The following is a 26,640-nucleotide window of genomic DNA, read 5'->3' on the forward strand; positions in this document are numbered from 1 at the left end:
TGGACGAATGCCCGTGGAACTCACCCGACACTTGCTCGCGCGGCTGCTGCAGGGATTCGTCGCCATTGCGCTGATCGCGATCGTCAACTTCTGCCTGATCCACGCGGCACCCGGCGATCCGGCCAGCGTGATGGCCGGCGAAGCCGGCGCAACGGACGCGCGGTATGTCGAGCAATTGCGCAGCCAGTTCGAACTCGACCGGCCGCTTCCCGCGCAACTCGCGAGCTACCTGTCGCATCTCGCCCGCTTGGACCTCGGCTATTCGTATCGCCAGCAGCAAAGCGTGGCGCGGCTCATTGCCGATCGGCTGCCGGCAACACTGATGCTGACGGGCTCGGCGTTCCTGCTCTCGCTGTGGCTCGGCATCACGCTCGGTGCGCTCGCCAGCCGGCGCCCCGGCGGCTGGCTCGACAGCCTGATCTCGGCATGCGCGACGCTGTTTTACGCCACGCCGCTCTACTGGCTCGCACTGATGGCGGTGTTGCTGTTCTCGGTGCGGCTCGACTGGCTCCCGGCGTTCGGCTACAGAAGCGTCGAGGGCGATTCGCAGGGCCTTGCCGCCGCTGCCGACATAGCAACGCATCTGATCCTGCCGGTCGCCACACTGTCGTTGTTCTACATGGCGGTGTATGCGCGGATGACGCGTGCGGCGATGCTCGACGCGGCGCGCATGGACTTCGTGCGCACCGCCTGCGCACGTGGCGTGCATCCGCGTCGCATCCGTCGCGCGCATATCCTGCGCAACGCATTGCGTCCGATCGTCACGCTCGCGGGCATGCAGGCTGGCGGGCAGATCGGCGGGGCGATTCTGACCGAGACGGTATTCGCGTGGCCGGGGATCGGGCGCCTGATGTTCGACGCACTGATGCAGCGCGACTACGCGGTGCTGCTCGGCTGCCTGCTCGTCACTGCGGCCATCGCCGTCTGCATGAACCTGCTGACCGACTACGTGGCCCTGCTGGTCGACCCTCGTATCGCAGCGGCCTGAAGGAGATCGCCATGCGCCCCGCCTCGATCCTGCGACGATTGCTGCACCACCGGGGCGCCCTCCTCGGGCTGCTGATGCTCGCTACCGTGGCGGTGTGCGCGCTGTGCGGCCCGTGGATCGACGACAACGATCCGTGGGCGATGGTGCAGCAGCCGTTCCTGCATCCGCTGGCACGGTCCGGCCTGCCGCTCGGCACCGATCTGCTCGGCCGCGACCTCTTGGCCGGGCTGCTGCACGGCGCACGCGTGTCGCTGCTGATCGGTGCCGTCTCGACCGCGGCCGGCCTGTGCGCCGGCGTGCTGATCGGGGGGATCGCCGGTTATGCGGGTGGCTGGACCGACCTTGTGCTGATGCGCTTCACCGAACTGTTCCAGTCGATACCCGGCTTTGCGTTCGCCATCGTGCTCGTCTCGATCTTCGAGCCGTCTCTGGCATCGATCGTCGGCGCCATTGCAGCCGTCTCGTGGCCACCCGTTGCCCGGCTCGTGCGCGCCGAATTCATGTCGCTGCGGCAACGAGACTTCGTCCTTGCCGCGCGGCTGTCTGGTCGTGGCGCATGGCGCATCGCGTTCGGCGACATCTTGCCTAATGCGAGCGCGCCGATCGTGGTGATGGCCTCGATGATGATCTCGACGGCCATTCTGCTGGAGTCGAGCCTGAGTTTCCTCGGGCTCGGCGATCCGAACCTGATGAGCTGGGGCTATATGGTCGGCGCCGCGCGCACCGCGCTGCGCGACGCCTGGTGGATGGCCGTGTTCCCGGGCCTGGCGATCGTACTGACCGTGCTCGCGCTGAATCTCGTCGGCGATGGGCTGAACGATGCGCTCGATACGCGCCTCGAGGATCGCACGCGATGAGCGATACGTTGCTGGAGATCGACGGGTTGGATATCAGCCTGCCTGCCAGCGCGAGCCGGCGTCACGCCGTGCAGCGGATATCGCTGCGCCTGCCGGCCGGGCGCACGCTGTGCGTCGTCGGCGAATCGGGCTCGGGCAAGTCCATGCTCGCGAATGCGATTATCGGCTTGCTGCCGGCACCGGGTATCGTCCCCACCGCTGGGCGCATCTTGTTCGAGGGCGAGGATCTGCTCACGGTAGACGATACGCGCATGCGTGCGGTGCGCGGCCGGCGTATCGGCATGGTCTTCCAGGAGCCGATGTCCGCGCTCGATCCGTTGATGCGGATCGGCGGGCAACTCGGCGAGGCGCTCGACGCGCACCTCTCGCTGTCCGACCGGCAACGTCGCGCGCGCATCGTTGCGGCGCTTCGCGAGGCAGGCCTCGACGAACCCGAGCGCGTGCTCGAGTGCCACCCGTTCCGGCTCTCGGGCGGCCAGCGCCAGCGCGTGCTGATCGCCGGCGCGATGGTGCTCGAGCCGGCGCTGCTGATCGCCGACGAACCGACTACCGCACTCGATACGACCACGCAGGCGCAAATCCTCGCGAACCTGCGTGCGATGCAGCGCCGCCGCGGCACGGCGATCCTCTTTATCACCCACGATCTCGGCGTGGCCGCCGCGATAGGCGACGAAATCGCGGTAATGCAGAACGGCGAGATCGTCGAGATCGGGCCACTCGCACGCGTATTGTCCGCACCGGCCCACGCCTATACGCGCCGCCTCGTAACGGCGATGCCGAATGGCGCGCGCCGCTCGCGCTCACCGTACTCGCGCAACGAGCGCGTGCTCGAAGTATCCGGGCTGTGCAAGGCCTATCGCGCGAGCGTCGGGCTGTGGCGCCGCCGCGGGCCTGTCGATGCGGTACGCGCCGTCGGATTCGAGTTGCATCGCGGCGAAACGCTCGGCCTGGTCGGCGAATCGGGATCGGGCAAGTCCACGGTCGGTCGTTGCGTGGCCGGCCTGACCCGATTCGACGCGGGCCGCATCGTATTCGCGGGCCGGCAGCATCCTGCCGGGGGGCTCGCGGCCGGAGCGAACGGCCGGATCCAGATGGTATTCCAGGATCCGCAGGCTTCGCTGAATCCACGGCGCACCGTGGGCGCATCGATCGCGGCAGGTCCGATTGCGCAAGGTCTTCCCCGCCAGGAGGCGGTACGCCGCGCCCTCGCGCTGCTGGAACTCACCGGGCTGGACGCCGCGGCGGCCGCACGCTACCCGCACGCATTCTCGGGCGGCCAGCGGCAGCGCATCGCAATTGCCCGCGCCCTTGCCACCGAGCCCGAGTTACTGATCGCGGACGAAGCGCTTTCCGCGCTGGACATGCCGGTGCAGGCCCAGATCCTGGCGTTGCTGGCCGAAGTGCAGGCTCGCTTTCGGTTGTCGATGCTCTTCATCACGCACGACCTGCGCGTGGCCGCTGCCGTCTGCGACACGCTCGCAGTCATGCGGCGCGGCGAAATCGTCGAATACGGCGAGACCGGACGTGTCCTGAACCACCCCGCGCACCCGTATACGCGCTCGCTGATCGATGCCATGCCGGCCATGCCGACGTTGCGCGAAGCGCAGCAGGAGAGTTCGAAATGAAAGCTGTCTACAGCACCGCGCATCTCCTGCACGATCCGCAGCTTTTTCTGGTGCGAGGCAAGCTCAGGCGTACTCACGAACGCCCCGAGCGCGCGATGCGGCTCCTGACCGCCGCACTCGCCGACGGCCACGAGCTGGTCGCCCCGCCCGACTATGGCGTCGAGCCGATCGCCGCGATTCACGCTCCGGCCTACCTGCGCTTCCTGGAAACCGCGCACGTACGCTGGTCGATGCTCGACGATCCGTCCGAAGAGGCCATGCCGAACATCCACCCCTTTCCCGGCGAGCCGGTCACCTATCCCGAGAGCGTCATCGGTCAGGCCGGCTACCACCTGGGCGACTGCGCGTGCCCGATCGGCGCGCATACGTGGGAGGCGGCGCGGGCATCCGCGCAGGTGGCCATCCATGCCGCGCAATTGGTGGCCGACGGCGAGCGCGCGGTGTATGCCCTGTGCCGGCCACCCGGTCATCACGCGTATGCGGAGCGTGCCAACGGATTTTGCTATTTGAACAATACGGCGATCGCCGCCCAGACCCTGCGCCGCTCGCATGCGCGAGTGGCGATCCTGGACGTCGACGTGCACCACGGCAACGGCACGCAAGGCATTTTCTATCGGCGTCGCGATGTCCTGACGGTTTCTCTGCATCGGGACACACGCGACTTCACGCCATTCTTTACCGGCCATGCGCATGAGCGCGGCGAAGGACAGGGCGAAGGCTACAACCTCAATCTACCGCTTCCCCAAGGCACTCGCGACGACGCGTATCTGGCCACGCTGCGCGGCGCTTGCTCCCGCATCCGCGAGTTCGCACCGGGTGCCCTCGTGGTGGCGCTGGGCCTCGACGCTCACGAGCACGACCCATATCGTGCACTCGGGATCACCACGGAGGGTTTTGCCCGCATCATGGCCGAAATCGCCCGGCTCAGATTGCCGACCGTACTCGTCCAGGAGGGAGGCTATCTCTCGGACAGCCTCGGTGCCAATCTGTCGAGCGCGCTGCGCGGCTTTCTCGGCGCGGCCTGATACGGCACGCGGTACGTGCGCCGCCACGCAAACGCTTCGGTCCGCTCGAAACGCAGGTGTATCGGGGCGAAACTCAGATATGGAAAATCTGCGCGACCAGTGCCGCGCCGAGGAACGTGCCGGCGTTCGCCACGAACGACACCAGCACGATGCGCCAGCCGAGCCGGCGAAACGCCGGAATGTCCTTGGCGATGGACAGGCCGGCGAAGGTCAGCATCGGTGTGACCACACCGAGAAAGTCGTTCCTCGCGCTCATTGCCGCGATTTGAGGTGCCCACGGGCACAGCGGCGAAGTCATAAACATCGCGACGATCGACACCCAGCACACCGCCGGAATCTTGCGCCGAAAGACGGTCGACAACGCATCGCCGATCACGGTGGCGGCCACCATGAAGCACATGCCCGGCAGACCTTGCAGCGGCGTGGTGCCGTGCGTGATCCAATCGCACACGAGAGAGAACACCGCCGTGAGCCCCCATGCCGCGATCTTGCCCGAATAGCTGAGCGAAGGCGCTTCGGTCCGGACATCGCCCAGTTGCGGACGCGTTGCATCGAAGGTTTCGGATGCGCTCGACGCCTTCGTCGTGCGCCCGATGAGCGGCTCGAGCACGCGATAGCCGAACACCGCGAGCGGCAAGGAAATGAACAACGTGAAATACGTGCCGATGGTGGTCGTGATCAAATTGCTCGCCGCAGCGAAGGTCAGCACGTCCTTTGCCACCTCCGGCGACTGTTGCGCGGCCGCGATCGCACCGGATGCGGCGGCCATCATGCTGCCCGAGCCGACGCCCGCGCCCATCGCGAGCGCCAGCGGGTGAAAGATGTTCAGGCTCGCAACAAAACCCGCGAAAATGGCGATGAACACCGCCCCGAACACTGTGCCCGTCAGATATTCCGCCAGCACGCCACGGCCTTCCGCGGAGTTCATGCCGTACTTCTCGCCGATGATGGCGAGACTCGGTTCACGGCCCACCGAAAAAGTCGCGCCGATCGCTTCGCGCTTGATGCCGAGAACCAGCGCAAGCGGCAAACCCAGCAGAATGGTGCCGACGAAGTGACCGAGCTCCTGAAAGGCGAGCGCCCAGCCCGCCGCGGCGAGCTTGGGCAACGCGCTGCCGACCATCAGGCCGAGCTTCGATACGAAGAGCAGCAACGCCGGTTGCAGCACGGCGGCGGCGAGAAACTGCGTCTTCACATCGAGCCGCAGGTTGCTGCGCCAGCGCTCCGACACCAAGCCCAGGGCGCCGCCCATCAGCAAGGCCCAGACCATCGGCAGCAGCACGACCTTGCCCGGTCCCACGCTGAAGCTGAATGCGCCGATAAACTGCGCGATCATCAGGATCGCCGCCGCATAGATCAGCAGCTTTGCACCCAGAAAGCCGTCTCTTCCTGCGCTGTCCGTCGTCATCGTATGTTCCATGCTGCTCTCCGCCCCAAGGTTCGATGGTCTTTGTCAACGTTATCGACTCTTGACGTCTTCGCCGAAAGAGTCATTTCCTTACCGCATCAACCGCCTGCGACACAATGCACCGCGACGCAGGCGGACACCCACTTATAGATAGCCGAATGCAGCCGACGGCGCTTTCGCGGTTTCGACCCACACGCTCTTGGTCTGCGTGTACTCGTACAACGCCTCGACGCCGCTCGAACGGCCATAGCCGCTCATGCCATAACCGCCGAACGGCGAAGCCACGTTGATGGTCTTGTAGCCGTTCACCCAGAACGTTCCGGCATCGATCTGCGCCGCCACGCGATGCGCGCGCGCCACGTCGTTCGTCCACACCGCGCCGGCCAGGCCGAAATCCGTGTCGTTGGCGATGGCAATCGCTTCTTCCTCTGTATCGAACGGAATCGCGACCACCACGGGTCCGAAAATCTCAGTGCGGGCCACATCCATCTGATTGTTCACGTTCGCAAGCACCGTCGGCGCAACGAAGTAACCGCCGGCCGACTTCTCGGCCGTTCCGGCCATGAGCGTGGCGCCCGCTTCCACGCCGCTCGCGATCATCTTCATCACGTGGTCGTACTGGGTGCGATTGCAGATCGGCCCGACTTCGGTGGCATCGTCGGTCGGTGCGCCGACCTTGATCTTCTTCGCGCCCGCCGACACCATCGCAACGAACTGATCGTAGATGGAGCGCTGCACCAGCAGCCGCGAGCCCGCGACGCAACTCTGGCCTGCGCCCGCGAAGATAGCGGCCTGCGCGGTGAGCGCCGCGCGCTTCAGATCCGCATCCTCGAAAACGATGTTGGCCGACTTGCCTCCCAGTTCCAGCACGCAGGGCAACACGCGCTTCGCCGCGGCTTCCGCGATCCGCGCACCGGTCGCGGGGGAGCCTACGAATACGACCTTCTTGATGACTCGGTGCGCGATTGCGGCTTGTGCGACGGTGTGGCCGTAGCCAGCGAGCACATTGATCAAACCCTTCGGCACGCCGGCCCGCTCCGCGAGCATGCCGACCGCGAGCGAACTGAACGGGGTGAGTTCCGATGGCTTCAGGAGTACCGCGTTGCCCATCGAGATGGCGGGCGCGAGCTGCCAGCCGCAGGTGAACACCGGCGCATTCCACGGCGTAATCTGAAGCACGGTTCCCGCCGGCTCGCGGCGCGTGTAGTTCAGGTGCGAGGTTGGCACCGGAATCACTTCGCCGTAAAACTTGTCGGCCCAGCCGCCGTAGTACTCGAACATTTCGGCTACCTTCGCGACTTCCCCGCGGCAATCGCGGATCGGTTTGCCGGAACCCAGCGATTCGAGGCTCGCCAGTTGTTCGGCATGCCGGCGAACTTCGCGCGCCACGTCGAACATAGTGCGTCCTCGCGCGGCGTGCGTGAGCGACCACCATTGCTTCTGCGCGCTCTGCGCCGCCGAGGCCGCCAGTGCGACGACTTCCCCGCCGCCATCGCGGTAAGCGATGCTCTTCTCGCCGGTGGCCGCGTCGTACAGCTGGATGGTTTCACCCTGCCCGTCGACCAGTTCGCCGTTCACGTACGAACCAATGGTTTGCGCACCCGGAAAGAAGTGTTGAAACGCCTTGAGCAAGTTGTCTGCGATGCTGCCTTTCATGACCTGTCCTCGTTGTATTCCGTGAGCACTTACTGTTTGTCGACGAACTGAACGATACGATTGAAATCCTCCGCGTCGCCGATCGATTCCTCGCTCTTCGCCCAGAGACGGCCCGCTTCCTTCGCGACCGGCGCGCTGACGTTCTGGCTGTGCAGCAGCTCGAGCGCGAGGCGCATGTCCTTGCGCATCAGTTTCATCGTGAACCCCGAGTCGAATTTCTCGTTGAGAATCCACATCGGGTAATTGGTCAGCGTCGCGCTGTTCTTGCCCGAGCCGCCGCTGAGGGCTTCGATCAGACGTGCTTTATCCACGCCCACTGATTCGGCCGCCCGAACCGCCTCGCTCGTCACCAGCAGATGAACGCCTGTCAGGAGGTTGTTGAGTAGCTTCGTGACATGGCCCGCGCCTACCGGACCGACGTGAACCTGCTTCGCGCTGATCGCGCAGAGGATCGGCTGCACGGCGGCGATGTGTTCGTCGGCGCCGCCCAGCACCATCGTCATCGTCGCAGTCGCCGCGCCCTTCGGGCCACCGCTCACAGGGCCATCGACGAATGCGATGCCGCATTCCGCTAGTGCGGCCGCAACCTTGCGCGTGCTGTTCGGATCAGCGGTGGTCGTGTCGATCACTATCAAGCCGCGTTTCGCATTCGACGCCACCCCGCCTTCCCCGAGCACGACCTGTTCGACGATCGCAGACGTCGGTAACGAGAGAATCAGTACGTCGACCGCACCGGCGATCTCGGCGATCGATGCACACGGCCGCACGCCCTCTTCGACCAGCTTTCGTGCACTGTCTAGATCGGCATCGAATCCCAGCACGTCGAAACCTGCCCGCTTCAGCGACAAGGCCATCCCGCGCCCCATGTTTCCGAGTCCGATGACGCCTACCGTTTTCATTACCACGCTCCTGATCCGTGCATTGAAATGCCCGGGCGGATTTCGCGGCCCGCTCCGGTTGTCATCGATCTTCGATCCATTGACCCTTTCAACCAATAAGTGCCAATATTGAAACCGTTCTAATATTTCGAACAGTCGTCATGGCCAACAGTCTGACCGAAAGCCGAATCGCCTATTTTTTTGAAGCGGTGCGATGCGGCACTATTCGCGCGGCCGCCGACTGGCTGGACGTCGCGCCATCCGCAGTGAGCCGCCAGATCACCTTGCTGGAAGAGGAATTGAATGCCCCATTGATCGAACGCCACGCGCGCGGCGTGACGCCGACCGAAGCCGGCCAGTTCGTCATCCAGTATTTTCGTGAGCAGCGCGCGCATCGCGAGGACTTGCTGTCCCGCCTGCAGGCGTTGCATGGCCTGCGTTCGGGCCACGTCAGCGTGGTGCTAGGGGAAGGATTCGTGTCGGACATGCTGTCCGGACCGATGCAGCATTTCTGCAAGCGGTACCCGAACATCAAAGTCAATCTCGACCTGGGCAGCACGAACGACGTGATGACGAGGATCGCGGAGGACGAGGGCGACATCGGCCTCGTCTACAACCCGCCGAACGAGCCGCGCATCGTGTCTCGCGCCTTCCGCAAGCAACCAATGATGGCGATCGTCGGTATCAAGATGGCGCGCGCGATCAAGCGCAAGAGTCTGACCGTGCAGGATCTGGCGTCCTATCCGATCGCCGCGCCGCATGCCACCTACGGCACCCGGCAGATGCTGCAGGCAGTCGAGTTCGCCGAGAAGGTCAGTCTGGAGCCGGTCGTCACAACCAACTCGATCAACATCATGAAGCAGTTCGCCCGGTCCGAACTGGGGATCGTCGTGCTGCCGGCATTTGCCGTCGCGAGCGAACTGAAGGCGGGCGAACTGAAGGCAATCCCCGTCGAACATCCGATTTTCCAGAACGCCGAAGCGCATCTCGTGACGCGCGTGGGGCGCACGCTATCCGTTGCGTCCAACAAGATGCTGCAGATGATGTCGTTGCAATTGAACGCCTTTCGTTAGGTGTCAGCTCGATCGCCGGCACGGCAAGATCCCGCCGTTCAGCCTCCGCCTCCCGCAACCTGCCCCGCCGGCGCCCTACAGGCCAACGCTCGCCGATCGGCAGGCCGATGAGCGCAACAAAAGAAAAAGCCCCGTAAGTCCTTGAACTTACGGGGCTTTGTCACCGCTTATGGCGGAGACGGAGGGATTCGAACCCTCGATCCAGGTTTTGGCCCAGATGCTCCCTTAGCAGGGGAGTGCCTTCGACCTCTCGGCCACGTCTCCCAAAATCGTCGTTAGCGCCGGGAGGCAGCGCAACGAGTCGGAGATATTAGCGTGAAGTATCGCGCCCGTCAATTTCCGCAGTGCAATTTTTTCACTGCGGGATCGACGCCCGCGCCTGCCCGAACGAACGCCCCGCAAGGCGGCCCGCATTCACGCCATATCGGCGCTCAAGCCTGATCGAGCTCGAACGCCTTGTGGAGCGCACGCACGGCGAGCTCCATGTACTTCTCGTCGATCAGCACCGAGATCTTGATTTCGGAGGTCGAAATCATCTGGATGTTGATCCCTTCTTCGGAAAGCGTGCGGAACATCTTGCTCGCAATGCCGACGTGCGAGCGCATACCCACGCCGACCACCGACACCTTCGACACCTTCGGGTCGCCGACCACTTCCTCGGCCTGCACGTGCCCTTTGACGTGATTGACGAGAATATCCATCGCGCGGTTATAGTCGTTGCGCGCCACCGTGAACGTGAAGTCGGTCTTGCCCAGCACGCTCTGGTTCTGGATGATCATGTCGACGTCGATGTTGGCGTCGGCCACCGGGCCCAGGATCTGATAGGCGATGCCCGGCTTGTCGGGCACGCCGCGCACTGCGATGCGGGCCTCGTCGCGCTGGAACGCGATGCCGGAAATGACTGCTTTTTCCATGGTCTCGTCTTCTTCAAAAGTAATCAGCGTGCCGGACTTCATTTCGTCTTCGAGCGCGATCATCGGATCGGTCAGGCTCGAAAGCACACGCGTCTTCACGCGATACTTGCCCGCGAACTCCACCGAGCGGATCTGCAGCACCTTGGAGCCCAGGCTCGCCATCTCGAGCATTTCCTCGAAGGTCACGCTGTCGAGCCGGCGCGCCTCTTCCACCACCCGCGGGTCGGTCGTATAAACACCGTCCACATCGGTGAAAATGAGGCACTCGTCCGCCTCGAGCGCAGCCGCGATAGCCACCGCCGAGGTATCGGAACCGCCGCGGCCCAACGTCGTGATGTGCCCTAGCGGATCGACGCCCTGAAAGCCCGTGATGACCACGACCTTGCCGGCGTCGAGATCGCGCATGATGCGCTCGCTATCGATCTCGCTGATACGCGCCTTCGTATACGCGCTGTCCGTTTTGATCGGCACCTGCCAGCCCGCGTAGCTCACGGCCTCAACGCCCGCGTCCTGCAACGCGATGGACAGCAGGCCAACGCTGACCTGCTCGCCCGTCGCGGCAATCACGTCGAGCTCGCGCGGGTCGGGCTGGCTCGAAATCTCTTTGGCGAGCCCGAGTAGCCGATTCGTTTCGCCGGACATCGCCGAAGGCACGACGACCATCTTGTGCCCCGCCCTGTGCCACTTCGCGACACGCTTGGCGACGTTCTTGATGCGCTCGACCGAGCCCATCGAGGTACCGCCGTATTTATGTACGATGAGTGCCATTGTCGTTCTGAACTTGAGGAGTAACCGTGCCGACGCGCCACGAGCAACAACCGCGGCATGCCGTTCGGTCACGCGGCCTCGTGAGCGCTGGACGACGACGGTAAATGGCGGCGGGGGCTGATTCGGGCGCGGATGTGCGTCGCACGCGCCGCCGCACGGCAATTTGCAGCGAATTGCGGAAAATAGCGCACAAACGGCTGCAGGAGCGGGTCGGACAAGCGTTCGAGCGTACTCGATCGAGGCACAAAAGACAAGCGCGGGATGCTCACGCAATCGTCAGATCGGGCCGCCATTCCAGGCGTCTGCAAGCGCCGCCCTGTGCCCCGCCGCCGCGCTCGAGTACGCCGTTCACGCCGAGAAACGGTACGTAAAGCAAGGTGTCGCCGACGTAAAAAAGCGGTACGTCGCGCTGCCACGCCGGCACCCCCGATTCCTGGAACAGATTCTTCAGGGTGCGCGAGGGCGCGCCCGGCGCGCGGCGCATGCGTTCGCCGCCCGTTCGCGGCCTGGCCGACAAAGGCGCGCTCGCGAGCAAGGCTTCGTCGACGGTATCGGCATCGTCCTCGCCCGGTACGGTCGGAACGAACACGAGCGAGCCGCGCCACTGCGGCAGGCGCCAGACCTCCTGGCCGCGCCAGACGAGCGTCGTCGACTCCTTGATCGCCACCGCCACCCGGCGATCGAGCAGCGCGGGACGCTCCGCGCTTTCCCAGTAAATGGCGTCGCGATAAAGCCGCAGCACCCGGCCCGCGTGCACGACGCGCAATGCGTGCTCCGCGCGCGCCTCGCGCAGTTGCCGCAGCATTTCCGCGAGGCGCGCAGCCGAGGGCGCCGCCAGGCCGGCTGTTCGAATCCACCAGCGCATCGCATTGGCCGCGCGCACGTCGTCGAGTGCGAGCAATGCCTCGCGCGAAAGCGCCCGCCCCTCGTCGCGCACGACGTTCTCGAGATCGATGCGCGCGAGATCGTCGAGCAGCCGCTGCGCATTCGCCGCGTGCGCCGCGGTACGCGCGAGCGCATCGCGGAAACCCGGGAAATGCACGGTCAACGCCGGGATGACATCGTGTCGCAGCGCATTGCGCGCATAACGCGTGTCGGCATTCGATTCGTCGTCGATCCAGCGCAACTGGCGCGAGTGCGCATAACGCTCGAGCTGCGCGCGCAGCAGATGCAGGAACGGACGCACGCGGACGATCGCCGCAGCGCCGTCGACACGGTGCGGCGCCATCGCCGCGAGCCCGGCCACGCCTGCGCCGCGCAACAATTGCAGCAGCACGGTCTCGGCCTGATCGTCGGCATGGTGCGCAAGCCATAGCGCCGTGACATCGTGGCGCACGCACAGGGCGTCAAGGGCGCGGTAACGGGCCTCGCGCGCCACGGCCTCGATGCTCTCGCCACTTTCGCGATGCAGGTCTACGCGCGCGGCGTCGAATTCGACATCGAGCGCGCGCGCTGTCGTTTCGCAATGGGTGAGCCACCGCTCCGCATTCGGGCTCAAGCCATGATGTACATGCAAGGCAATGCAGCGCGTGGCGCCGGCCACGCGTGCGGCCGCATCGAGCAACACGCTCGAATCGAGGCCGCCGCTGAACGCGATCGCGATGCGCGTCTCGCGCGGCAGGCTCGAAAGCACACCGCCGAGCGCATCGAGAACGATGCGCTCGGCGGAAGGGTCGACCGAAAGCGTCATGGGATCAGTCCGCGTTCCGCGCTGCCCCGCGGCCCTTTACGAAAGACCGCGCGTGGCTGCGCGCATCGAACGGAGATACACTCATCGAGCGATATAGCCGGCATCAAACGCCCGGCACCGTCTCCTTGAATTTGCCGTAGGACATCAGCCGCTCGAAGCGGCGTTCGCGCAGATCCTGCACGCTCATGCCCTGGAACTGCCGCAGCGAATCGGCCAATGCGCGGCGCAACAGTGCGGCCATGCCCTTCACGTCGCGGTGCGCGCCGCCGAGCGGCTCGTTGACGATCTTGTCGATGAGGCCGAGCGCCTTGAGTCGGTGCGCCGTCAAGCCGAGCGCCTCGGCCGCTTCGGGCGCCTTTGCCGCGCTCTTCCAGAGGATCGACGCGCAGCCTTCCGGCGAAATGACGGAGTAAGTCGAGAACTGCAGCATCAGCACGCTGTCCGCCACGGCAACCGCCAATGCGCCGCCCGAGCCGCCTTCGCCGATCACGGTCGCGATCACGGGCGTCTTGAGTTCGGCCATTACGTAAAGGTTACGGCCGATGGCTTCCGACTGCCCCCGCTCCTCGGCACCGACACCGGGGTACGCGCCCGGCGTATCGATGAACGTGAAAATCGGCAGGCCGAATTTTTCGGCCACACGCATGAGACGCTCGGCCTTGCGATAGCCCTCGGGCCGCGGCATGCCGAAGTTGCGCGCGGCGCGCTCCTTCGTGTCCCGCCCTTTCTGATGGCCGATGATCATGCACGGGTGGCCGCTGAACCGGGCGAGGCCGCCGACGATCGACTGATCGTCCGCGAACGTCCGGTCTCCATGCAGTTCGTGGAAGTCCGTGAACAGCTCGTTCACGTAATCGAGCGTGTACGGCCGCTGCGGATGCCGTGCGATCTGCGAAACCTGCCAGGGCGTCAGGTTCGCGTACAAATCCTTGGTCAGTTGCTGACTCTTCTTCGAGAGTCGTTCGATCTCTTCCGAGATATCGACGGCCGAATCGTCCTGCACGAAACGCAATTCTTCGATTTTTGCTTCGAGCTCCGCGATGGGCTGTTCGAAATCCAGAAACGTCGTTTTCATAAGTTCCAATCCTGGGGGCTTCGGCAGCGCGTATTCTAACCGTCGCCGCGCGCGTCAAAATCGACTGAAACTATCGACGCAAAGCAGCGATAGTTTACTGTGCGGGCGCAGCATCCAGGCTGCGCCACATATACCATGTGGCGACGGTGCGCCATGGCTCCCAATTCGCGGCCACTTCGCGCGCTTCGCTGCGCGTGACGGGCTCGCCGCTGAAATAGTTGACGCTGATCGCACGGATCAGCCCGAGGTCGTCGAGCGGCAAAACGTCCGGGCGCGACAAATTGAAGATGAGGAACATTTCCGCGGTCCAGCGCCCAATCCCGCGAATCTGCGTGAGCTCGGCGATGACCGCCTCGTCGTCCATCGACATCCATTTGTCCACATGGAGCGCTCCCGATACGAAGTGCTGCGCGAGGTCGATCAGATACTCGGATTTGCGCTTGGAGAGCCCGCAGCCGGTGAGCCTCTCGATGCCCGCCTTCGTGAACTGCTGCGGAGCGAGCTTCGGGCACGCGAGCTCGATACGCTCCCATACGGCCTGCGCTGCGGGCACCGAAATCTGCTGTCCCACCACCGCGCGCGCAAGGGTGACGAACGGATCGCTGCCGTTGATCAGATGCACGGGGCCGAACTGCGGAATCAGGCGCTTCAGAATGCGATCGCGCCTCACGAGATCGGCGCAGGCGCGGTCCCAGTAGGCCGGCCGCGTCACCTCGGGTGTAAGCCCGCCAATCTGTACCGGCACTGCGGCTTTCGCACTGCTGCCCGTGCGCGCTTTGCGCACCATTTCGCCTTCGTGCACCGGGTCGGCGACCAACGTGCGTTCGTCTGCACCGGCATCGGGCAGCGCGCCGTTACCCTTCGCTTTACTGCCGCGTGCCGCCGGTGCCTTGGGCTTCGCGCCCGCGGCGCCGTTCGACACGCGCCTGGCCGCTGCCGAGCGCTTTTTCGAAGCTTCGTCGTCGATGCCGTTGCCGCTCGCGGGCGCGGTTGCGCCGCGCCCGCGAGCCGTTTTCGTTGCCGCCGCAAACCGTTGCGGCGCGGCCCTTTTTGCCGGTGCCTTCCTGGCCGTTGCCATCTTGCCTCCTGCCTGGCGAGTCGATCAGCGCGAGACGCGATGCGCGCTCATACGCGGCGCCACTCGGTAAGCCCGCCCGGTTTGTCTTCAAGTGCAACCCCGGCTTCGAGCAACGCTGCGCGAATCCGGTCTGCCTCGGCATAGTTTTTCGCCGCCTTCGCGGCGGCGCGCTCGGCAATCTTCGCCTCGATGGCCGCTTCGTCGAACGCGCCATGCGCGTCGCCCGCGGCCGCCTGCAGGAACAGGCGCGGCTCGCGGCCGAGCAATCCGAGCGTGCACGCCAGCGCGCGCAGTTGACGCGCGAGTGCGCCATCGCGCGTGCGGTTGACGACGCTCGCAAGTTCGAACAGCACCGCGACTGCCACCGGCGTGTTGAAATCGTCGTTCATCGCCGCGCGAAAACGTGCCGCATGGTCCTCGCTCCAGTCGAGCGCGAGATCGTCGGGCGCGGCATCCTTCAGCGCGGTGTAAAGGCGCGTGAGCGCGGCGCGTGCGTCATCGAGGTGCACGTCGCTGTAGTTGAGCGGCGAGCGGTAATGCGCACGCAGGATGAAAAAGCGCACGACTTCCGGGTCGTATTTCGCGAGCACTTCGCGGATCGTGAAGAAGTTGCCGAGCGACTTCGACATCTTCTCGTTGTCGATCTGCACGAACCCGTTATGCATCCAGTAGTTGACGAACGTCTGCCCCGTCGCCCCTTCGCTTTGCGCGATCTCGTTCTCGTGGTGCGGAAACTGCAGATCCTGCCCGCCGCCGTGCAGATCGAAGTGCTCGCCGAGCAACGCACAGCTCATCGCCGAACATTCGATGTGCCAGCCAGGGCGGCCGCGCCCGAACGCGGAGTCCCAGCTCGACTCGGCCGGCTCCGCGGGCTTCGCACGCTTCCACAGCACGAAATCGAGCGGATCTTCCTTCGCCTCGTTCGCGGCGACGCGCTCGCCCGCGCGCAAATCCTCGAGCGATTTGCCCGACAGCGCGCCATAGTGCTCGAACTTGCGCACCGAATAGTTGACGTCGCCATCCTTCGCCCGATAGGCGTAGCCGTTCGTCTCGAGCTTTTCGATCATGCCGAGCATCTGCGGGATGAATTGGGTAGCACGCGGTTCGATGTCGGGACGCGCGACGCCGAGTGCGTCGGCGTCTTCGTGCATCGCGGCGATGAAACGGTCCGTCAGCGACTTGATCGTCTCGCCGTTTTCCACCGCGCGGCGAATGATCTTGTCGTCGACGTCGGTGATGTTGCGTACGTAGGTCACGCGAAAGCCGAGCGCACGCAGCCATCGCTGCACGACATCGAACACCACCATCATGCGCGCGTGTCCGATGTGGCAGTAGTCATAGACCGTAATGCCGCAGACGTACATCCGCACCTCGCCCGCCTGGCGCGGCACGAAGTCTTGCTTGTCACGCGCGAGCGTGTTGTAGATGCGCAGTGATTCCATAGAGACGATGCGTGAGCCCCGAGTCATCCGCGCTTGAGCGAGCCGCGCTCGGCACCACGCGAGAAGGTACGAAACACCTCCGCGGCGGCACGGCCTGCCGCGAAAGCCTGTTTCGCGTTGTGCCGCTTCAGGATGCGATCGAGGCGAAGACGGCCACGACTGGCGAAAAGACAGTCTGCCGTTCGAGGAAACGAGCAAACGTTTTGTTAGAATGGGCCGGAGTATAACACCTCGAACTGAGCCTATGAAACCTTCCTGCGGCCGCATCCAGCGCATCGCGGCCCTTGCTGCAAGCACCGCGATCGGCCTTGCCCTCGCGGCATTGCCGCCTGCCACGGCGCATGCACAAACCGCGCGCACGAGCACCGACGGCACGCCGCAAATCGACGCATCGATTGCCGCGCGAAATTGGAACGCGGCCCTCGCCGAGCTCGACGCGCGCATTGCCTCCAACCCGCGCGACGCGCAGGCGAAGTTCAAGCGCGGCACCGTGCTCGCGCGCCTCGGCCGCGACGACGAAGCGATTCGTCAGTTCGTCGAGCTCACGCAGCTCTACCCCGAGTTGCCCGAGCCTTACAACAATCTCGCGGCGCTCTATGCGAAAGCCGGCCGCTACGAGGAAGCGCGCGCGGCGCTCGAAACAGCCGTCAAGGCCAACCCCGGCTACGGCCTCGCATACGACAACCTCGGCGACCTTTACCTCCGGCTCGCGGCCGAAGCTTACAAGCGCGCACAAAAGCTCGGCACGTCGAACCCCACGAGCGCGCGGCGGGCGGCCGCGATCGACAAGCTCGTGGCGGCCGGCAACCTTCCACCCGCGCGACGTGCCGCCGCTCCCGCGCGGATGCGCCCTTCCGTGCCGATGCCGGATGAGCCGGCGCTCGGCACCGGCTCGGGTGTGCCGCTCATGTCCACACCTTACGTCGCGCCCTCGAATTGAGGGCGCCCTTCGCTTTCTTCCACGCATGAGGATGCTCATGAAACGCTTCTGGCTGGCGCTCGGTGGCGCCGCGCTGATTGCGAGCGCAAGCGCGTTCGCGCAAACGGCTTCGAATGCTTCTGCAAACCCGCAGGTGCTGCTGACGACAACCGATGGCGACATCCGCGTCGAGCTCTACCCCGACAAGGCCCCGAAAACCGTGGCCAACTTCCTCGATTATGTGAAATCCGGGCAATACAGCGGCACGATCTTTCACCGCGTGATCCGCGGCTTCATGATCCAGGGCGGCGGCTACACCGCGAGCTACCAGGAGAAGCCCACGCGCGCGCCGATCCCCATCGAAAGCCGAAACGGCCTGAAAAATGCGGCGGGAACGATTGCAATGGCGCGCACGAGCGATCCTAATTCCGCCACGGCGCAGTTTTTCATCAACACGGTCGACAACGCGGGGCTCGACTACCCGAATCCGGACGGTTACGGCTATGCCGTGTTCGGCAAGGTCGTGTCGGGCATGGACGTCGTGAAGAAGATCGAAGCGACGCCCACGACGACGCGCGGTCCGATGGCCGACGTCCCGCAAAAGCCGATCGTCATCGAATCGGCGCGCATCGTATCGAAGTAACGCAACACGCCTAACCCTCCGGCGAGCGCCCTCTTTCCCGGGCGCCGCTCTTTTCACGCGAAGGAATCCATCATGGTCGAACTGCATACGAATCACGGCGTCATCAAGCTCGAACTGGACGCACAAAAGGCGCCGAAGACGGTCGAGAACTTTCTCAACTATGTGAAGAAAGGCCACTATGACAACACCGTCTTTCACCGTGTGATCGACGGCTTCATGATCCAGGGCGGCGGCTTCGAGCCCGGCATGAAGCAAAAGCCGACCGATGCGCCGATCGAAAACGAAGCGAACAACGGCCTGAAGAACGAGAAAGGCTCGATCGCGATGGCCCGCACGAACGATCCGCATTCCGCCACCGCGCAATTCTTCATCAACGTCAACGACAACGACTTCCTCAATCACTCGTCGCCCACGCCGCAAGGCTGGGGTTACACGGTGTTCGGCAAGGTCGTGGAAGGAATGGACGTGGTCGAGCAGATCAAGAAGGTGAAGACGGGTTCGAAGGGGTTCCACCAGGACGTCCCCACCGACGACGTCATCATCCAGAAAGCGGTCGTCGTCGATTGAACACGAGCGTCTTGCGCGATGTGGGGATCACGGCGCGGCGAGACGCGCCTCCCCCCGGCCACGAGTCGACCGTGCCGTACGAGCACGGGCACACGCGCGCGCATGCGCCCCGCCCGCTGCTGTTCATCTCGGATCTGCATCTGAGCCCGGCGATTCCGCGCACCGTCGACGCATTCGAGCACTTCATCCTCGTCACGGCCGACAGCGCCGATTCGGTGTTCGTACTCGGCGATCTTTTCGAATACTGGATCGGCGACGACACGCTCGGAGTCGATCCGTTCGCCGCACGCATCGCGGCACTTCTACACACGCTCACTGAACGCGGCATTGCGCTCTACCTGATGCACGGCAACCGCGATTTTCTGCTGGGCAAACGGTTCATGCGCGCGGCCGGCGCGATCTGGCTGCCCGATCCGTTCGTGATGACGGCCTTTGGCTCGCGCATCGTGCTGGCGCACGGCGACGCGCTTTGCACCGCCGATCACAAGTACCAGACGTTTCGCCGCTTTGCCCGCTGCCGGCCGTTCCAATGGCTTTTTCTCGCGTGGCCGCTCAGATGGCGGCAAGCGCTCGCCGAGCGCATGCGTTCTTCGAGCGAGGAAGGCCGGAGCCGGCCGCCCTCGCCGCTTTACGACGTGACGAATGAAGGTGTTTCGCGGCTATTCAAAACGAGCCGGACAGCCACGATGATTCACGGGCATACGCACAAGCCCGCACGCCATCAGGAAAAAGACGGCACGCGTTGGGTGTTGCCCGATTGGGATCTCGATCACGGCACGCGGCGCGGCGGCTATCTGCGGATCGACGCCGAAGGCATTCACGCCCTGCCGCTCGACTGAAGCGGGCGGGCGCTGCCGTTTGCTGCTCAGGACTGAGGGACTTTGCCTTCTATCGCCTCCGACAACCGGCGCAGGTCCGTGAGTGCGCCATCGGCGCCATGCAAGGCTTCGAGCCGTTCGCCGAGCCGCTCGAGCGCGGCGACGATATCGTCCACGCGCTGGCTTTCCTTCGCCGCGTGGTCGATCAGCCCGTGCAACGCGAGCGAAACGGGGTCTTCCGCATTGGGCGTGATGCCGTACGCGCAAAAGGCGGCGCGCTCGGGCGTACGCTTCGCATCGGCCGGCATGATCACCCGCGCGGGGTTGCCGACGGCCGTTCCCCCGGCCGGCACGGGCTTGACGACGACCGCGTTCGAACCGATCTTCGCCTCGGCTCCGATCGTAAAGCCGCCGAGCACCTTCGCACCCGCGCCGACAACTACGCCGCGCTCGAGCGTGGGATGACGCTTGGCGCCACGCGTGAGCGCGGTGCCGCCGAGCGTCACCCCCTGATAGATCGTGCAATCGTCGCCCACCTCGGCGGTCTCGCCGATGACGATGCCCATGCCGTGATCGATGAAGACGCGCCGGCCGATCGTCGCGCCGGGGTGGATCTCGATGCCGGTCATGAAGCGCCCGAACTGGGAGATCATGCGCGCAAGCCAGCGGCGCTCAGCCCGCCAGCATGCGTGAGCGAGACGATGGAGCACGATCGCATGCAGCCCCGGATAACAGGTCAGGACTTCCCAGGCATTGCGGGCGGCAGGATCGCGCGCCCGAATCGCGGCAATGTCTTCCCGAAGTCTCGTGAACATGATGGTGGCTCGCTCAAAAACGCCCGTCACCCGAGGTGGCGACAGCGTCGAATCGATATGAGAAGCGGCGATATGCATATCACCGCGAGTAGATTGTAGAAGCAATGGGCCGACTCTGCTCGCGCCGCCCGTCCGCCCCTGAACCGATAAGGGCTATTGGCGATGTGCCAGGGAACGCCCGCGAGCGGAGCGGCGCGCCCCTGTGCGCGCGGCGCCACCGAACCGGGCGGCCCCTCAATCCGAGCGCTTACTGCCTTCTGGCGGCACTTTCAGGAGGATGTGCTTGGCAATGCCGCGCACGATATTGACCTCCTCGCGCTCGAGCCCCGCCCGCGCAAAAAGCCGCCTGAGCCGCGACATCAGCTTCTTCGGGTTGGCTGGATCGAGAAAATCGAGCGCGATCAGCGCGTTTTCCAAATGCACGAACATCCGTTCGATTTCGTCGCCGGCGGCGAGCGCTGCCCCCGCATCGGCCTGCGCGGCCTGCGCGGCCTCGGGCCCGGGCTTGGTCTCCTCGCCGAGATACGCGAGGCGCAATTCATAGGCGAGCACCTGTACCGCCTGCGCGAGGTTCAGCGAACTGTAGGCCGGGTTGGCGGGAATATGCACGAGTGCGCTGCAGCGTTCGACGTGCTCATTGGACAGGCCAGTCCGCTCGTTGCCGAACACGAACGCCACGTCGCCGCGCGCGGCATGCCGGCAGGCCATGTCCGCCGCGGCCCGCGGCGCGCGCTGCGGCGGGCCGTACTCGCGCGAGCGCGCGGTCAGCGCCACAGACCACTGCACCCCCGCCAACGCGTCGGCCAGCGTCGGCACGATGGTGGCCGATGCGAGGACATCGTCAGCGCCGCTTGCCATGGCCACGGCATCCGGGTCGGTCTTCACGTGCGCAACGCGCGGTGCGACGAGCACGAGCCGCGAAAAGCCCATCGTCTTGAGCGCCCGCGCGGCCGCGCCGACATTGCCGGGATGGCTCGGCTCGACGAGCACGAACACCGTCGACGTGAACCCGCCATGCGGGCTTGCAGCAGCGGCTTCGCGCGGCGATGACGGTTGGAAAGGCGAGAAATTCAAGATCGGCGAAAAAAACGGAAAGAAAATTCAGGCAGCGGCGTGCGGTATGGCGCTATGGTAGCGCCAAGTCCACCCGGCGGTACGACGCCCCGCCGCGCTCAATGCCCCCCACGCGCGTGATACGCCGATTACGCTCTTGATCGGGCCGCAATCGGGGCCGCAATCGGGGCCGCAATCGGGGTCGCAATCGGGACCGCAACCGGGCCACAATCCGGGCCGCAATCGGCATCGCGGTGGCCGGCTGACGCCAGCACCGTCGCCGCGGGTCGCGATTATACGGCCGGATCGGGGCCTGTGCGGCGCTCGCCGGCCATCGGTCGCGCCGCGCATGCCCGGACTCGGGTAAAATCCTGCCTTGGTCGCGCGTCCAGTACGCGCATTGCTCTTCTTCAATTCGTTTTCGTCGACGGAAAGCACCGCCGCCCGGCGCTTTCCGGGCGGTTTTCGGCCCATCGGCTTTTGGACCATTGTCGTGGCAGCACCGGCTGTTGCGCGGCACAAGGAATCGGCTCATGCATCCCATGCTCAATATCGCTGTCAAGGCCGCTCGGCGCGCCGGGCAGATCATCAACCGCGCATCGCTCGATCTGGATCTGGTCCAGGTCAGCAAGAAGCAGCACAACGATTTCGTGACCGAAGTCGACAAAGCAGCCGAAGCCGCCATCATCGATACGCTCAAGACTGCCTACCCCGACCACGCGATCCTCGCCGAGGAGTCGGGGCGCTCCGAAAACGAATCCGATTATCAGTGGATCATCGATCCGCTCGACGGCACCACGAACTTCATCCACGGCCTGCCCTATTACTGTGTCTCGATCGCACTTGCGCATCGCGGCGTCGTGACACAGGCCGTCGTCTACGACCCCACCCGCAACGATCTCTTCACCGCCTCGCGCGGCCGCGGGGCCTACCTGAATGACCGCCGCATCCGCGTCGGCCGCCGGGATCGGCTGGCCGATGCACTGATCGGCACCGGGTTTCCGTTCCGTGAAAACGACCGGCTGGAGGCCTACTGCCGGCTCTTCGCGGAAATGACGCGTGCCTGCACGGGCCTGCGCCGGCCGGGCGCGGCGGCGCTCGATCTCGCCAACGTGGCGGCGGGCCGGCTCGACGGCTTTTTCGAGCAGGGCATCAGCGCATGGGACATGGCTGCCGGCAGCCTGCTGATCACCGAAGCGGGCGGGCTCGTGGGCAACTACACCGGCGATTCCGAGTTTCTGCATGTGGGCGAGATCGTCGCGGGTAACCCGAAGATCTACGCGCAGATGGTGCCGATCCTCGCGCCGTTCACCCGGCTTGCCGAAAAGAGCTGACGAACGGGCCGGCAGGCGAACTGAAGGACGGGGCGGCTTCGGCCGCCCCTTTTCGTTTGGCGGGGCCGTTGGCGCCCCGAACCCATGAGGTCATGAAAAAAGGCTTCTATACGATCATCGCGGCCCAATTCGTTTCATCGGTTGCCGACAACGCGCTGCTGATCGCGGCCATCGCGCTGCTCGCCGGCATACACGCGGCCGGCTGGTTCACGCCCCTTTTGCAGATCTTCTTCACGGTATCGTACGTGGTGCTTGCGCCCTTCGTCGGCGCATTCGCCGACGCCTTGCAAAAGCGGCACGTGATGTTCGCCGCCAATGCGGCCAAGGCGCTCGGTTGCGCGCTGATGATCGCAGGTGTGCATCCGATCCTCGCTTACGGCGTGGTCGGCTTCGGCGCCGCCGCCTACTCGCCGGCCAAATACGGCATCCTCACCGAACTGTTGCCCGCCGAGCGGCTCGTGGCGGCGAACGCCTGGCTCGAATCGGCCACGGTCGTCTCGACGATTGCCGGTACCGCGCTCGGCGGAGCACTCGTCAGCCACTACGTCGAATACAGGGTCGCACGCCTGCATTTGCCGCTGATGCATCACGCGCCCGAGTTCGCGATGCTGGCCGTCATGCTTGTTTATGTGCTGGCCGCGCTCGTCAACGTGGGCATCCCCGACACGGGCGCCCGCTATCCAAACCGACTGCGCGAGCCGGGCCGGCTCGTCGCCGACTTCATGCACTGCTTCGACACGCTGTGGGCCGACAAGCTCGCGCAGATCGCGCTATGGGTCACGACGCTGATGTGGGGCGCCGCCGTGACGCTGCAACTGCTCGTGCTCAAATGGGCAAGCGCGAACCTTGGCCTCACGCTTTCCGAGGGCGCCCTGCTGCAGGGTGTTACCGGCATCGGCATCGCGCTCGGTGCGGCGTGGGCCGCGGCCCGCGTCCCGCTTGCAGGCTCGCTGCGCGTATTGCCGGTCGGCATGGTGGCGGGCATCGTCACGGGAGCGCTGGCCTTTTACGACAAAGACCTCTTTCCGGCCGCACTGGGGCTGCACGCAGCGAACGCCTTCGTTCCTGCCTATCTCCTGCTTGCCTACCCGATCATGGTCGGGCTCGGCGCCTTGGCGGGCTTTTTCATCGTACCGATGAACGCACTGCTGCAGCATCGGGGCGCCACGCTGATCACGGCCGGACACTCGATCGCGGTGCAGAACTTCAATCAGAACGTTGCGGTACTCCTGATGCTCGGCACCTATACGCTGTTACTGGTAGCCCGCCTGCCGATAAGATGGATCATCGTCGCGTTCGGCGTTTTCGTCTGCCTGATGATCTGGCTGGCAAAGCGCCGCTCCGACGCGAACATTACGGCGCTCGATCGGCAGGCGTTGACAGACGAATGACCGCGAAACGAAAGCGAGACACCGATGCCGACATCATCCTCCTCCGTCGCCGGAACCGCGGGCTACGTCGACAAAGCTCACGCGCCGGCACTGGCGCAGCAGTACGAGAACATTCGATTCGACCAACTGCATCGCGACGTGCTGCCGGTCTTTCCCCCGCCTCCGGCCGACGTGCTCGATATCGGCGCGGGATCGGGGCGCGATGCGGCGGAACTCGTGAGGCGCGGCTATCGGGTGACGGCCGCGGAGCCGGCCGAAGCCTTACGCCTCGAAGGCCAGCGCCTCCATGCCGATGTGCCGATCGAGTGGATCGACGATGCGCTGCCGCCACTCGCGAAAGTCCACGCGCTCGGGCGGCACTTCCACCTTGTCCTGCTCACCGCCGTCTGGATGCATCTCGATGCGCAGGAACGCGCGCAAGGGATGCCGGCCGTTGCGTCGCTGCTCGCGCCGGGCGGCGTGGTCGTAATGTCGCTGCGGCATGGTCCGGTGCCGGCCGGGCGCCGAATGTTCGATGTTTCGGCCGAAGAAACTCTTGCACTCGGGCGATCCGTGGGGCTCGCCGAGCGATACCGCGGAACGCGCGCCGACGTGCAACAAAGAAGCGACGTCAGTTGGAGCGTCGTGGCGATGATGAAGCCGGCGTGAGCCCGGCCTTGCACGCTGTCCGGACACGGACGGCCCGCCGCGCGCTCAGCCGGTCCGTCTCCGTCCCTCACCTTGCTGCCTTGCGCTGAGCCATGTGCGCCAGATAGGCCACGATCAGATCGATCTCCCGGTCGCTCAACTGATCCGGCGAAAAGCCGGGCATGGTCCGGCCGGGCCAGTCCCGCACCGACGCAGGATTACGCAGATAACGATGCAAGGCCGCCGGCTGGAAGTACTCGGTCGGATTCATCGGCACGCCAAGGTCCGGCCCGATCGAAGCGCTGCCCGCACCGTTGAGCCGGTGACAAGCCAGGCACTGGGCAACGAAGAGGCTCTGCCCGGCGCGCACGGAATCGGTTGCCGGCAGCGCGGGATCGACGGCAAGGGCGGGCCAGCGCCTGGCGGGCGACGGCTGCGTCGCGAATTGCGCAATCTGATAAGGCCATTGCTCGCTGCGCACCGACCCGGCTTCGGCCCCCACCCACACCAGATAGAACGGCCCGGCGCTAACCGTTTTACCGGGCAGATTCGGCCATGGATGCGCGGGATCTTCCACGGCGAGCCACGCAACGGCGTGCGCCGGATCGCGGTTGCGCACGAGGTCCATCGGCAACTGCGCGGCGAACCCATCGCTCGCTCGTGCCTCGAGCACACTGTCGGCCGGCAGCGCCGTGCCTTCTAGCAGGCCGGCGAGCGGCACCGCCCGGTAGCTGGCCTGCGTTCCGTAGGCCACATCGTGCGGCAAGCGAATCTCGGCCGCATCCGAGCGGGAGAGCAAGGCCTGCCACGTGAACGAACGGCTCACGCCACCCGTCGTCAGCGCGAGAGTGGGTTCGGCGGCCGCCCTCTGCACGCCGATCATCATGAGCAGCATTGCAAGCACGACCAGCATGGCTGATTTACGCATTCGTTCTCCCAATCGTCGTTCCTCACTGTGTTCCGAGCGGATCGATTCGGCTCGCCGGCTTACGCGGGCGCCTGCCGTCACGGCAGCGACGCTTCCCCGCCGGGCACCGTAGGGGCGCCGCTCTGCTTGATGAAATCGATGAATGCGCGCAGTGGCGCCGGCACGAGACGCCGCCCGGGATAGTAAAGGAAGGGCCCTGAAAACGGGCGCCACCACGGCTCGAGCATGGGCTCGAGCGCACCGGTCGCCAAATGCGGCCGCAGCCAGTCCTCGAAGAGATGGATCACGCCGACGCCGGCAACCGCCGCGTCGATCATGAGCTCGACGGCACCGCCGATCTGAACCACGAGCGGCCCCGACGGATCGAGATGGATCACCTCGCCCCTGCGCTCGAACTCCCACGGGGACATGACGCCGCTTTCGAAACGGCCCCGCAGGCAGGCATGATCGAGCAACTCCCGCGGATGGGCCGGCCGGCCGCGTCGATCGAGATAAGCGGGGGCCGCCGCGGTCGCACAGCGCTGCGAACGCGGCCCGATCGGCACGGCGATCATGTCCTGCTCCAGGCGCTCCTCATAGCGGATACCCGCATCGCATCCCGCCGCCAGGATATCGACGAAGCGCTCCTGGGCCATCACTTCGAGGCGGATCTCGGGATACGCGGCCAGAAACGGCGGCACGATGGCCGGCAACACCAAACGGGCCGCGCTGAGAGGCACATTGAGCCGAAGCGTGCCGGCAGGCCGCTCCCGGAAACCGTTGACCACGTCGAGCGCGGCCTCGACCTCCGACAGCGCGGGCCCGAGCCGGGCGAGCAGGCGCTCGCCCGCTTCAGTCGGCACGACGCTGCGGGTCGTGCGATTGAGCAGCCTGACGCCGAGTTGCGTTTCGAGTCGGCGCACCGCTTCGCTGAGCCCCGACGCGCTTACGCCGCCCATTCGCGCGCCTTCTCGAAAGCCCTTGGCGCGTGCAACCGCCACGAATGCGTTCAAATCGCCGAGATCGATTTGCATTGTTCGTTTTTTCGTATAGCCCGTGCGGATTATGACCCATTATCGTGCAGGACGA

Annotated in this window: 24 protein-coding genes and 1 tRNA gene; 12 read left to right on the plus strand and 13 right to left on the minus strand. The window is 65.2% G+C overall.

Features of this window, described 5'->3' with window-relative positions; translation table 11 throughout:
* Nucleotides 1–7: 7 nt before the first annotated feature.
* The 4 genes from U0034_RS02385 to U0034_RS02400 are packed head-to-tail and all read left to right on the plus strand — an operon-like array spanning nucleotide 8 to nucleotide 4,495.
* Entirely contained in the window at nucleotides 8–988 is a 981-nt protein-coding gene (locus tag U0034_RS02385; RefSeq protein ID WP_386092030.1) for an ABC transporter permease, read from the plus strand.
* An 11-nt stretch (nucleotides 989–999) separates the two neighbouring features.
* Nucleotides 1,000–1,845 carry an ABC transporter permease gene (locus tag U0034_RS02390; RefSeq protein WP_085225864.1) on the plus strand — a complete coding sequence of 282 codons (846 nt, stop codon included), beginning with the start codon at nucleotides 1,000–1,002 and terminating at the stop codon, nucleotides 1,843–1,845.
* Nucleotides 1,842–3,470 (plus strand): dipeptide ABC transporter ATP-binding protein, encoded by a 1,629-nt coding sequence (locus U0034_RS02395; RefSeq protein WP_085225862.1) that lies wholly within the window; start codon nucleotides 1,842–1,844, stop codon nucleotides 3,468–3,470. The genes U0034_RS02390 and U0034_RS02395 overlap by 4 nt, the downstream gene beginning before the upstream one ends.
* A complete protein-coding gene (locus tag U0034_RS02400) occupies nucleotides 3,467–4,495 on the plus strand; it encodes a histone deacetylase family protein (protein WP_085225859.1) in 1,029 nt (342 codons plus the stop codon). Before U0034_RS02395 ends, U0034_RS02400 begins: the two co-directional genes overlap by 4 nt.
* A gap of 73 nt (nucleotides 4,496–4,568) precedes the next feature.
* On the opposite strand, the gene U0034_RS02405 is transcribed toward U0034_RS02400, so the two are convergent.
* The 3 genes from U0034_RS02405 to U0034_RS02415 form a co-directional block, all read right to left on the minus strand.
* Complete coding sequence (locus tag U0034_RS02405) at nucleotides 4,569–5,915, minus strand: DUF3100 domain-containing protein (protein WP_085225857.1); 1,347 nt, start codon at nucleotides 5,913–5,915, stop codon at nucleotides 4,569–4,571.
* A 132-nt stretch (nucleotides 5,916–6,047) separates the two neighbouring features.
* Entirely contained in the window at nucleotides 6,048–7,559 is a 1,512-nt protein-coding gene (locus U0034_RS02410) for an aldehyde dehydrogenase family protein (protein ID WP_085225854.1), read from the minus strand.
* Between the two features lie 29 nt (nucleotides 7,560–7,588).
* Nucleotides 7,589–8,458: an NAD(P)-dependent oxidoreductase gene (locus U0034_RS02415; protein WP_085225852.1), complete on the minus strand. Its 870-nt coding sequence runs from the start codon at nucleotides 8,456–8,458 to the stop codon at nucleotides 7,589–7,591.
* Between the two features lie 140 nt (nucleotides 8,459–8,598).
* On the opposite strand from U0034_RS02415, the gene U0034_RS02420 reads away from it, so the two are divergent.
* On the plus strand, nucleotides 8,599–9,510 hold the full coding sequence (locus U0034_RS02420) for a LysR family transcriptional regulator (protein ID WP_085225850.1): 912 nt from the start codon (nucleotides 8,599–8,601) through the stop codon (nucleotides 9,508–9,510).
* A 170-nt stretch (nucleotides 9,511–9,680) separates the two neighbouring features.
* Here the strand turns inward: U0034_RS02420 and U0034_RS02425 are convergent.
* The 6 genes from U0034_RS02425 to cysS all read right to left on the minus strand — a co-directional run bounded on the left by U0034_RS02425 (nucleotide 9,681) and on the right by cysS (nucleotide 16,477).
* A tRNA-Ser gene (locus U0034_RS02425) sits at nucleotides 9,681–9,774 on the minus strand.
* Nucleotides 9,775–9,941: 167 nt separating this feature from the next.
* Entirely contained in the window at nucleotides 9,942–11,192 is a 1,251-nt protein-coding gene (locus tag U0034_RS02430; RefSeq protein ID WP_085225848.1) for an aspartate kinase, read from the minus strand.
* 265 nt (nucleotides 11,193–11,457) lie between these two features.
* Entirely contained in the window at nucleotides 11,458–12,882 is a 1,425-nt protein-coding gene (tilS, locus tag U0034_RS02435) for a tRNA lysidine(34) synthetase TilS (RefSeq protein ID WP_085225846.1), read from the minus strand.
* A gap of 103 nt (nucleotides 12,883–12,985) precedes the next feature.
* A complete protein-coding gene (locus U0034_RS02440; RefSeq protein ID WP_085225844.1) occupies nucleotides 12,986–13,957 on the minus strand; it encodes an acetyl-CoA carboxylase carboxyltransferase subunit alpha in 972 nt (323 codons plus the stop codon).
* Between the two features lie 94 nt (nucleotides 13,958–14,051).
* A complete protein-coding gene (locus U0034_RS02445) occupies nucleotides 14,052–15,035 on the minus strand; it encodes a DNA-3-methyladenine glycosylase family protein (protein ID WP_102622975.1) in 984 nt (327 codons plus the stop codon).
* A 47-nt stretch (nucleotides 15,036–15,082) separates the two neighbouring features.
* The gene (gene cysS / locus U0034_RS02450; RefSeq protein WP_085225842.1) at nucleotides 15,083–16,477 is read right to left on the minus strand and encodes a cysteine--tRNA ligase; all 1,395 of its coding nucleotides are present in this window, start codon (nucleotides 16,475–16,477) and stop codon (nucleotides 15,083–15,085) included.
* 244 nt (nucleotides 16,478–16,721) lie between these two features.
* Here cysS and U0034_RS02455 point away from each other — a divergent pair, with 244 nt between their 5' ends.
* The 4 genes from U0034_RS02455 (at nucleotide 16,722) to U0034_RS02470 (ending at nucleotide 19,445) form a co-directional block, all read left to right on the plus strand.
* The gene (locus U0034_RS02455; protein ID WP_176072605.1) at nucleotides 16,722–17,417 is read left to right on the plus strand and encodes a tetratricopeptide repeat protein; all 696 of its coding nucleotides are present in this window, start codon (nucleotides 16,722–16,724) and stop codon (nucleotides 17,415–17,417) included.
* A gap of 37 nt (nucleotides 17,418–17,454) precedes the next feature.
* Nucleotides 17,455–18,039, plus strand: coding sequence for a peptidylprolyl isomerase (locus U0034_RS02460; protein WP_085226437.1), 585 nt, complete (start codon nucleotides 17,455–17,457; stop codon nucleotides 18,037–18,039).
* A 72-nt stretch (nucleotides 18,040–18,111) separates the two neighbouring features.
* Nucleotides 18,112–18,606: a peptidylprolyl isomerase gene (locus U0034_RS02465; RefSeq protein WP_085225838.1), complete on the plus strand. Its 495-nt coding sequence runs from the start codon at nucleotides 18,112–18,114 to the stop codon at nucleotides 18,604–18,606.
* Nucleotides 18,607–18,677: 71 nt separating this feature from the next.
* The gene (locus tag U0034_RS02470; protein ID WP_102622978.1) at nucleotides 18,678–19,445 is read left to right on the plus strand and encodes a UDP-2,3-diacylglucosamine diphosphatase; all 768 of its coding nucleotides are present in this window, start codon (nucleotides 18,678–18,680) and stop codon (nucleotides 19,443–19,445) included.
* Between the two features lie 26 nt (nucleotides 19,446–19,471).
* On the opposite strand, the gene cysE is transcribed toward U0034_RS02470, so the two are convergent.
* The gene (cysE, locus tag U0034_RS02475; protein ID WP_085225836.1) at nucleotides 19,472–20,239 is read right to left on the minus strand and encodes a serine O-acetyltransferase; all 768 of its coding nucleotides are present in this window, start codon (nucleotides 20,237–20,239) and stop codon (nucleotides 19,472–19,474) included.
* Between the two features lie 234 nt (nucleotides 20,240–20,473).
* Entirely contained in the window at nucleotides 20,474–21,313 is an 840-nt protein-coding gene (locus U0034_RS02480) for an RNA methyltransferase (RefSeq protein ID WP_085225834.1), read from the minus strand.
* A gap of 512 nt (nucleotides 21,314–21,825) precedes the next feature.
* On the opposite strand from U0034_RS02480, the gene U0034_RS02485 reads away from it, so the two are divergent.
* From U0034_RS02485 to U0034_RS02495, 3 genes are all read left to right on the plus strand, one after another.
* A complete protein-coding gene (locus U0034_RS02485) occupies nucleotides 21,826–22,626 on the plus strand; it encodes an inositol monophosphatase family protein (protein ID WP_085225832.1) in 801 nt (266 codons plus the stop codon).
* A gap of 92 nt (nucleotides 22,627–22,718) precedes the next feature.
* Nucleotides 22,719–24,017, plus strand: a complete 1,299-nt coding sequence (lplT, locus tag U0034_RS02490; RefSeq protein WP_085225830.1) for a lysophospholipid transporter LplT — start codon at nucleotides 22,719–22,721, stop codon at nucleotides 24,015–24,017.
* Between the two features lie 24 nt (nucleotides 24,018–24,041).
* Complete coding sequence (locus tag U0034_RS02495; protein ID WP_085225828.1) at nucleotides 24,042–24,665, plus strand: class I SAM-dependent methyltransferase; 624 nt, start codon at nucleotides 24,042–24,044, stop codon at nucleotides 24,663–24,665.
* Between the two features lie 67 nt (nucleotides 24,666–24,732).
* Here U0034_RS02495 and U0034_RS02500 read toward each other — a convergent pair whose 3' ends face one another.
* Nucleotides 24,733–25,572: a c-type cytochrome gene (locus U0034_RS02500; protein WP_085225826.1), complete on the minus strand. Its 840-nt coding sequence runs from the start codon at nucleotides 25,570–25,572 to the stop codon at nucleotides 24,733–24,735.
* Between the two features lie 77 nt (nucleotides 25,573–25,649).
* Nucleotides 25,650–26,585, minus strand: coding sequence for a LysR family transcriptional regulator (locus tag U0034_RS02505; RefSeq protein WP_085225824.1), 936 nt, complete (start codon nucleotides 26,583–26,585; stop codon nucleotides 25,650–25,652).
* Nucleotides 26,586–26,640: the final 55 nt, after the last annotated feature.

The sequence above is a fragment of the Trinickia caryophylli genome, assembly GCF_034424545.1.
Classification (GTDB): Bacteria; Pseudomonadota; Gammaproteobacteria; order Burkholderiales; family Burkholderiaceae; genus Trinickia; species Trinickia caryophylli.